This window comes from Sphingomonas sp. Ant20 (genome assembly GCF_000783375.1).
Taxonomy (GTDB): Bacteria; Pseudomonadota; Alphaproteobacteria; order Sphingomonadales; family Sphingomonadaceae; genus Sphingomonas; species Sphingomonas aerolata.
Genome location: NZ_JRVI01000217.1, coordinates 1 through 6,919, shown reverse-complemented (window position 1 = coordinate 6,919; position 6,919 = coordinate 1). Strand labels below are relative to the sequence as shown.

Annotated in this window: 5 protein-coding genes and 2 pseudogenes; 4 read left to right on the top strand and 3 right to left on the bottom strand. The window is 64.9% G+C overall.

Annotated features, from left to right (window positions below):
• The 4 genes and pseudogenes from NI18_RS18735 to NI18_RS18720 all read left to right on the top strand — a co-directional run.
• Nucleotides 1–349: pseudogene (locus NI18_RS18735) on the top strand (AarF/ABC1/UbiB kinase family protein); the annotation flags it as partial.
• A 129-nt stretch (nucleotides 350–478) separates the two neighbouring features.
• Nucleotides 479–2,838 (top strand): annotated as a pseudogene (locus NI18_RS18730) (FdhF/YdeP family oxidoreductase).
• Entirely contained in the window at nucleotides 2,835–3,629 is a 795-nt protein-coding gene (locus NI18_RS18725) for a formate/nitrite transporter family protein (protein ID WP_037532220.1), read from the top strand. The pseudogene NI18_RS18730 and the gene NI18_RS18725 overlap by 4 nt, the downstream one beginning before the upstream one ends.
• Nucleotides 3,630–3,636: 7 nt before the next feature.
• A complete protein-coding gene (locus tag NI18_RS18720; protein ID WP_037532225.1) occupies nucleotides 3,637–3,888 on the top strand; it encodes a hypothetical protein in 252 nt (83 codons plus the stop codon).
• A gap of 125 nt (nucleotides 3,889–4,013) precedes the next feature.
• Here the strand turns inward: NI18_RS18720 and NI18_RS18715 are convergent, their stop codons facing one another.
• From NI18_RS18715 to NI18_RS18705, 3 genes are all read right to left on the bottom strand, one after another.
• On the bottom strand, nucleotides 4,014–6,080 hold the full coding sequence (locus NI18_RS18715) for a catalase (protein WP_037532218.1): 2,067 nt from the start codon (nucleotides 6,078–6,080) through the stop codon (nucleotides 4,014–4,016).
• 96 nt (nucleotides 6,081–6,176) lie between these two features.
• Complete coding sequence (locus NI18_RS18710; protein WP_128082330.1) at nucleotides 6,177–6,449, bottom strand: hypothetical protein; 273 nt, start codon at nucleotides 6,447–6,449, stop codon at nucleotides 6,177–6,179.
• A 98-nt stretch (nucleotides 6,450–6,547) separates the two neighbouring features.
• Nucleotides 6,548–6,919 (bottom strand): discoidin domain-containing protein (locus tag NI18_RS18705; protein WP_037532213.1); only part of this gene is annotated, 372 nt, incomplete at its 5' end.

Genomic DNA, 6,919 nt, shown 5'->3' with positions numbered 1-6,919 from the left:
GCGCGACGCGGTCCGCGACGCCGCCGTGCAGGCGGGCTTTCTGGGCGAGGCCGCGGTCGTGGGGCATCGGCCGCAGATCGACCGCATGATCGACGTGATCCTGGCAGAGATGAACCAGACGGGGCCGTTCGACTTCGGCGATCGCAGCTTCGTCTCGGTGCTGCGGGACGAGGGAGCGGCGATCGCACGCGACCGGTCGACCTGGCATATCCCGTCGGCCGACATGCTGTTCGTGCAGCGGAAGATCAGCGGTACCGCGCTGCTCGCGGCACGGCTGAAGGCGCGCGTGGACGTGCGAGCAATGGTCGAACCTTATTGTGAGTCAAATGAAAGCCGTACTGACCTATAAAGGCGATCACCGGCTGCGATTTTCCTGTTTTGGCACTTATGCTGCGGCGCGGTATCGCGACTCCAAACGTTAAGGCTGCATGGACCCGGGCAATTTCCGCGGTGACACGCCCGATTTGGAGATTTGAGTATGCGTAACAAGCGTCCCGACGGGATTGTCGACTATACCGGCCCGGCCGGTGGCTGGGGTGCGCTCAAGGCGGTCGCGACGTCGCTGAAGGCCCAGCAGATCGTGGTGCGCGGCGGGCAGACGCTGCTCAAATCCAACCAGCCCGACGGGTTCGACTGTCCGAGCTGCGCCTGGCCCGACCCCAAGCATACCTCGTCGTTCGAATTCTGCGAGAACGGCGCCAAGGCGGTGGCGTGGGAATCCACGGCGAAGCTGATCGGCGCCGACTTCTTCGCCAAGCACAGCGTCGCCGAGATCTGGAAGCAGAGCGATCACTGGATCGAGGATCAGGGACGCGTCACCGAACCGCTGCGCTACAACGCCGCAACCGACCATTATGAGGTCGTGACCTGGGCGGAGGCGATGGCCGCGATCGGTGCGGGTCTGGCCGCGGTGCCGGATCCGAACCAGGCTGAATTCTATACCTCGGGCCGCTGCTCGAACGAGGCGGCGTTCCTCTATCAGCTGTTCGTGCGGCTGTACGGGACCAACAACTTCCCCGACTGTTCGAACATGTGCCACGAGGCGACGTCGGTCGGCCTCCCCAAGTCGATCGGGATCGGCAAGGGTACGGTCAGTCTCGAGGATTTCGACCATACCGACCTGATCCTGTCGATCGGCCATAATCCGGGGACGAACCATCCTCGGATGATGGCGACGCTGCGCGAGGTGTCGCGCCGCGGTGGCAAGATCATCGTGTTCAACCCGCTCAAGGAGCGCTCGCTCGAACGCTTCGAATCGCCGCAGTCGGTGGTCGAGATGGCGACGATGTCGGCGACCCAGATCGCCAGCTCCTATCTGCAGGTGAAGGTCGGCGGTGACGCCGCGGCGCTCAAGGGTATCGCCAAGGCACTCGTGGCGCTCGACGAGGCAGCGCGCGCCAGCGGCGGCGAACCCGCGCTCGACCATGCGTTCATCGCCGAACATACCGACGGGCTCGAGCCCTATATCGCCGATCTTGCACAGACCGACTGGGCCGATATCGAACAGGCGAGCGGCCTGCGCCGGGCGGATCTCGAGGACGTCGCGCGGATCTATGCGTCGTCCAAGGCGACGATCGCCTGTTACGGCATGGGGATCACCCAGCACCGCACCGGGACCAGCAACGTCCAGCAGCTCGCCAACCTGTTGCTGCTGCGCGGCAATATGGGCCGCCCCGCGCCGGGATCTGTCCGCTGCGCGGGCACAGCAACGTGCAGGGCGACCGGACGGTCGGCATTACCGAACGCCCGATGCCGCTGCTGCTCGACCAGATGAAGAAGGTCTTCAACTTCGAACCGCCGCGCGAGCATGGCCATTCGGTGGTCGAGAGCATCGCGGCGATGCGCGACGGCAAGGCCAAGGCGATCGTCTGTCTCGGCGGCAACCTCGCCATCGCGTCGTCCGATCCGCAGGCCTGCGCCGAAGGGTTTCGCAATCTCGATCTGGCGGTGCACATCACCACCAAGCTTAACCGCACCATGCTGTTGATGGCGAAGGACACCTATATCCTGCCATGCCTGGGCCGGACCGAGCTCGATACGCAGGCCGGTGGCCCGCAGTCGGTCACCGTCGAGGATTCGATGTCGATGGTCCACTCGTCGCGGGGCTTCCTGATGCCGCCGGGCGAGAATGTGAAGTCCGAGATCTGGATCGTCGGCGAGATCGCCAAGGCGACGCTCAAGGGCAAGGGCGATATCGACTGGGATGCCTATGTCGCCAATTACGACCTGATCCGCGACAAGATCGAGGCCGTGTTCCCAGATTTCGCCGATTACAACGCGCGCATTCGCAAGCCCGGCGGGTTCCATCTGCCCAATTCCGCCGCCATGCGGATCTGGAAGACGAGCAGCGGCAAGGCGAACTTCATCGTCGCCGAGGGGATCGAGGAAGACGAGACCGCAAACACGCCGGACGTGCTGCGTCTGACGACGCTGCGGGCGCATGATCAGTATAACACGACCGTCTACAGCCTCGACGACCGGTATCGCGGTGTCTTCGGCCGTCGCGACATCCTGTTCATGAACGAGCGGGACATGGCGCGGCTTGGCTATGCGGAGGGCGATGTCGTCGATGTCGCCACCGCGTTGCAATATGCGCATCCCGACCGCGTCGTGCAGAAGCTGACGCTGGTCCGCTATGCGCTGCCGGACGGGTGCATCGCGTCCTATTATCCCGAGACGCAGCCGCTGATCGCGCTCGAGGATCATGATCCGCAGAGTTTCACGCCGTCCTACAAGTCGGTGCCGGTCACGGTGCGGCGGGCCGGCGGGGACGTCGGTGCGGAGCGCGGCGTGGCGCGCGCGGGGGTCGTCGGTCAGAGCCAGGCCGCGATGGCATGAGCGCGGGATACGCGCCGACGATCGACACCTATGCGACGCTCGCGGCGGCCAAGGCCGCGGCGTGGCGTCGCTCACCGGTGGGCTTCTTTGCGGGCGCGATCCTGGCGGGAACTTATATCGGAATCGCGATGATCCTGGCGATCAGCGCGGCGGCGGGGCTTCCTTCCGGCGTCCGGCCGCTGGTGATGGGCGCGACGTTCGGCATCGGCCTGATCCTGACGGTATTCGCCGGCGCCGAGCTGTTCACCGGCTATGTCATGTATCTTGGCTTCGGCCTGGCGAAGCGGACCATCAGCTATGGTGAAGCAATCACGCTGGCGGCTGTCGTCTGGCTCGGCAATCTGGTCGGCGGCGTCCTGTTATCGGCAATCTTCGCAATCGGCGGGGGCGGCGCCGTGTTCGCCAATGCCGACACGATGTTCAACGCCTATGTACAGCACAAGGTCGAGGCGGACGGTATCGCGTTGTTCGCGCGGGCGATCCTGTGCAACTGGCTCGTCTGTCTCGCGATCTGGACGGCGGCGCGGATGAAGGGCGATGCGGCCAAGTGCATCGCGATGGCCTGGATCCTGCTCGCGTTCGTTGCTGCCGGCTTCGAGCATTCGGTCGCCAACATGACCGCGCTCACGCTCGGCCTCATGGCGCCGCATCCGGTGATCGATCTGGCGGGCACGGTGCACAATCTCGTTGTTGTGACCGCGGGAAACACCGTCGGCGGGCTGGTCTTCGTCGTCTTCGGGTACATGCTCGCGGCCAGGACGGATGCCGCGGCCGCGCCAGCGGCGGACTGACGCGCACTTGGCGAAGAAGCATTATCTCACCGCGACGCTGCCCGATGGCTATGTGAAGACGATCGGGCCTACGGCGACTGCGTTCACGCACTACTGGCGGATCGTCGCGGTGCTCGCCAACGGTAAGACCGAAGTGTTCTGGGGGCACAGTAAGTCATTGGCCGAGGCGAAGAAGAAGCGCGTCGCGGCCGAGGAGGCGTCGATCCAACGCGGCTGGCGGTCGCATGCATTCGAAATCGTCGAGCTCGTTCGCTCGTAGACCGTCAGCCCGTACAGTTGGGCCAAACGCGAAACGGCCGCCCCGCACATGATGTGCGGGGCGGCCGTTCTTTTATGCCCCGAATGAGACCACGCGCGAACGGCGTGATCTCGTCCTCGTGCCGGTCAGGCGAGCATGCGGACGCTGGGCTCACGATCCCAATAGCGCTTTGCACCCGCGGTCGCGATGTCGGCCAGCGCCACCACACCCGCATCGGGCTCTACGCCGGCCTTGTCGAGAAGCGGCTTGGCCGCATCGCTGGCGCCGATCGCCTTCAGATGACCGAACGCATCCATGACCCACTGGACCGCCGCGCCTTCCTTCAGGAGCATCTTGCACCCGTCGGCCGACAGGACGACCGCCACCGCGTCGAAGATCTGCGACGGGCTGCCCGCAAGCTGGCCCTGTGCCTTCTTCATGCTGCCATCGGCGAGCTTCGCGCCACCGACCTTGGGCGCGACCAGCACCGGCTTGCCGCCTGCACCCTCGACCGCCGCGACGACCGCGTCGATCTCCGCGCCATCCGACCCGTCGGCAATCAGGATCCCGACCTGACGGCCCTCGAGCGTCTCCTTCATGTTCTTCTGAATCGACAATGCCGGGCTCGGTGGCATGTCGACCGGAGCGCGGAACGCCGGATTGGCCGCCGGCAGGGGGATGCCGAGACCATCGGCAACGCGCGTGGCCAGTTCCTCGTTCACGTTGCGGAGGTTGGCGACGGTGCGCTCCTGAACATGTGCCAGACCGACCTTCGACAGCTCGAAGGTGAAGGCCGACGCGATATGCGCCTTCTCATTGTCGGTCGCCGACACCCAGAACAGCCGTGCCTGGCTATAATGATCGCCGAACAGTTCGGCGCGCATGCGCAGCTTCTCGCCCTGCTCGTCGGCACCGGTCGGGTTGGTGGTCGTCACGAAGCCGTTCGGCGACTCGCGCGGGCCACCGTCTTCGCTGACAACCGACAGGCTGTTCGGCTCGTAATTGGCGCGACCCTTGGGCACCTTGGTCTGCATCATTCCGTCACGCTGGAAATTGCCAGCGGGGCTGCGCGGTGCGTTGACCGGGATCTGATGGAAGTTGGTTGTGCCGAGACGTGACTTCTGCGTGTCGAGATAGCTGAACAGGCGGCCCTGAAGCAGCGGATCGTTCGAGAAATCGATGCCGGGGACGATGTTCGTCGGCAGGAACGCGACCTGCTCGGTCTCAGCGAAGAAGTTGTCGACATTGCGGTCGAGCACCATCCGGCCGATGATCCGGACGGGAACGTCCTCCTCAGGGATCAGCTTGGTCGAATCGAGCACGTCATAAGGCTGTGCCTCGGCGAATGCCTTGTCGAACACCTGGATGCCGAGCTCCCACTCGGGGAAGTCGCCGGTGTCGATCGCTTCCCACAGGTCGCGACGATGATAGTCGTTGTCCGCGGCCTGGAGCTTGAGCGTCTCGTCCCAGATCGTCGACTGGAGACCAAGTTTCGGCTTCCAGTGGAACTTGACGAAGCTCGACTTGCCTTCCTCGTTCACGAGCTGGAACGTGTGAACGCCGAAGCCTTCCATCATCCGCAGCGAACGCGGCAGGGTGCGGTCGGACATCGCCCACATCTGCATGTGCGTCGATTCCGGAGTCAGCGATGCCCAGTCCCAGAAGGTGTCGTGCGCCGAACCCGCCTGCGGATAGGCACGGTCGGCCTCCATCTTCACCGAATGGATCAGGTCCGGGAACTTGATCGCGTCCTGGATGAAGAACACCGGGATGTTGTTGCCAACGAGATCCCAATTGCCCTCGGTTGTGTAGAACTTGACCGCGAAGCCGCGCACGTCGCGCGGGGTGTCGACCGAACCGGCGCCGCCGGCGACCGTCGAGAAGCGCGTGAAGAGCTCGGTCTTCGTGCCCTTCTTGAACACCGCCGCCTTGGTCAGGTCGGAAATATCGTCGGTCGCCTCGAAATAGCCGTGCGCACCCGTTCCGCGCGCGTGGACGATCCGCTCGGGGATCCGCTCGTGATCGAAATGGAAGATCTTCTCGCGGAGCACGAAATCCTCGAGCAGCGTGGGACCACGCGCGCCGGATTTCAGGCTGTTCTGGTTGTCGGACACGGGCACGCCGTGATTGGTGGTCAGGACGGGGACGTCGCCGCCTGCCTGCTGATGCGTCTCACCACCGTTGCCGGGGTTGCGCTGTTCGATGTCGCTCATTGCGGATCCTTGCTGTCGAGGACGAAGTTCGGGGGCTCAACGTGCGATCCACCAGACCGGGTCCATGCAGGCGGCAAGGAATCGGCCTGCTTCATGTTAGGGGATCAGGTCGTGGGCGACGGATGTTGCCCGGACCACGCCGAACCGAGTCCGTTTCCAGCAGGTGCCCGGAATCGCCGGAGTTTTTTTCGCCGACCGCCAGAGCAGAAGCAGGCCGATCGCGAACAGGAACAGCGCACCGAACAGGAATGCGAGGTAGAAACCTGGTGCGAGCCAAGCCGATCGTATCACCGGCGCGACCTCCGCACCGTCCATGGCGGCCCCTGCGATCGTGGTCATCGGCACTGTACTGGTTTCGATCGCTGTCATGGCGTGTCCCCGGCCGAACCGGCGCCGTGGCGGCACCGCATCCGACCTGGGGTATGCGCGCGATTTATTGCACGCGTGGGACAGACCGTATCATTGCGTCACCCGCTGCGGGGCCGGAACGCGCCGATCCCGGCGATTGCGAGGCGACGGGCAGGAATCGCGGTCTCGGCAAAGCTGAGGCGGAGCAGACGGGCGGTGACCGGGGTCGCAAAGGCGATCCGCTGAGTCGCGAGCGCATAGGCGATGTTGGGCAGTTCGCCCTTGCCGGCCTCTTGCCAGTTGGTGCCGTCGGTGCTCGTCTCGATCCGGTAGTCCTTTGGCGGCGCAGTGTCTGCCATCACCGCGCGCGACGGCGTCAGGCTGAACCCGGCAAGCGTCTCGGTCGCGCCAAGGTCGATCGTCACCGAGGCGGGGGGCGGCCGGGTTTGGGGGCGGGCAGCGCCCAGCTCGTCGCGGTGTCGTTGTCGAAG

What these genes read in the sequence shown, in the direction of transcription:
- NI18_RS18725 (WP_037532220.1), top strand. Translation starts at nt 2,835, where the DNA reads ATGAGCGCGGGATACGCGCCGACGATCGACACCTATGCGACGCTCGCG.
- NI18_RS18710 (WP_128082330.1), bottom strand. Translation starts at nt 6,449, where the DNA reads ATGACAGCGATCGAAACCAGTACAGTGCCGATGACCACGATCGCAGGG.
- NI18_RS18715 (WP_037532218.1), bottom strand. Translation starts at nt 6,080, where the DNA reads ATGAGCGACATCGAACAGCGCAACCCCGGCAACGGTGGTGAGACGCAT.